This window comes from Mesorhizobium sp. M7A.F.Ca.MR.362.00.0.0 (genome assembly GCF_004023175.1).
Lineage (GTDB): Bacteria > Pseudomonadota > Alphaproteobacteria > Rhizobiales > Rhizobiaceae > Mesorhizobium.
Map to the genome: position 1 here is coordinate 1 of NZ_RZTF01000730.1, position 1,450 is coordinate 1,450.

The 1,450-nt window shown below is 65.8% G+C and carries 1 protein-coding gene and 1 pseudogene; one reads left to right on the forward strand and one right to left on the reverse strand.

Annotation, left to right across the window (positions count from 1 at the left end):
• A partial coding sequence (locus EOC06_RS37210; protein WP_128310111.1) for an aminotransferase class I/II-fold pyridoxal phosphate-dependent enzyme occupies window positions 1-612 on the reverse strand: 612 nt, incomplete at its 3' end.
• A gap of 142 nt (window positions 613-754) precedes the next feature.
• Between EOC06_RS37210 and EOC06_RS37215 the strand changes: the two are divergent.
• Window positions 755-1,450 (forward strand): annotated as a pseudogene (locus EOC06_RS37215) (3-hydroxy-3-methylglutaryl-CoA reductase); the annotation flags it as partial.

A 1,450-nucleotide genomic window follows, 5' to 3' on the forward strand; every position in this document is an offset into this window, starting at 1 on the left:
CTTCAGCTTGGCGAAAAGCGGGTAATAGCCGGGGTCGTCGACCAGCACGGTATCGCCGGCGACGAGGAAGCGGCGTATGATCAGGTCCAGTGCGTGGTTGGCGCCGAATGTCAGCAGGATCTGGTCCGGGCTCGCCTGCACCTCGCGCTCCATGAGGTCGAAGGCGAGGCGCTCGCGCAGCGCCGGCAGGCCCATCGCCGAACCATAGCCGTCACTGCTGGACCTCTGGTGCCGGCCGAGCAGCCCGAGATGGCGCCGCACTTCCGATTCCTCCATCCATGAGGCGGGCGGCCGCCCGTCGCCGACGCGGATCGAAAAGCTCTCCTCCAACTGCGCATTGAGCAGCGAGGCGATGTCGACCGCTTCCGCGACATGGCGGGGACGCTCGCTCGGCGTCTGCCGGCGACGCTCGGCGACCATGAAGCCGGCGCCGGGCCGCGAAAACGCGATGCCCGCGGATACCAGCCGGTCATAGGCATCGACGATGGTGTTCTTGGAAACGTCGAATTGCTCGGCGGCCTTGCGTATCGACGGAAGCTTGGCGCCGACGGTAATCGAGCCGGTCTCGATGCGCCTTCTGATCTCTGCCGCCACGGCCTCGGCGCGCGTCATCCCAGAACATCCTCCGATGGGCTGCGTGCCCTGATATGGACTGGTACAGTTTGTCGCTGTTTCCTGTAGCTGTACCTTGATAGATGGTATCAGTTAAACGATAGCTGCCTCAACGACAAGCATTCGCAGGGAGGCGATCGTGATGGTGGCTGTCCAGGACAGCGGTGTCGAGCCGCGGCTGAATTCCCGCATCGAGAAATTCCGCGACCTGTCGCCGGCCGATCGCCTGGCGACGGTCGGCGACGCCGCTCGTCTTGGGCAGGCGGATCGCGATGCCTTGCGCGGCGGCGTCCTGCCGCTCGATCTCGCCAACGGCATGATCGAGAATGTGGTCGGCACCTTCGAGATTCCGCTCGGCGTCGCCACCAACTTCACCATCAACGGTCGCGATTACCTCATCCCGATGGCGGTGGAAGAGCCGTCGGTGGTCGCCGCCGCCTCCTACATGGCGCGCATCGCCCGCGGTTGCGGCGGCTTCGAGACATCGAGCACCGCACCGATCATGCGGGCACAGGTGCAGATACTCGGTCTGTCCGATCCGCACGGCGCACGCGCCAGGCTGCTGTCGGCCCGCGACCAGATCATCGCCGCCGCCAACGAGAAGGACCGGGTGCTGATCGGCCTCGGCGGCGGCTGCCGCGAGATTGAAGTGCAGGTGTTCGAGGAGACGCAAGTCGGACCGATGGTGGTGCTGCATCTGCTCGTCGACGTGCGCGACGCGATGGGCGCCAACACGGTCAATACCATGGCCGAGGCAGTCGCACCGATGATCGAGCGCATTTCGGGCGGCACCGTCCGGCTGCGCATCCTCTCCAACCTGGCCGACCTCAGGCTGGCG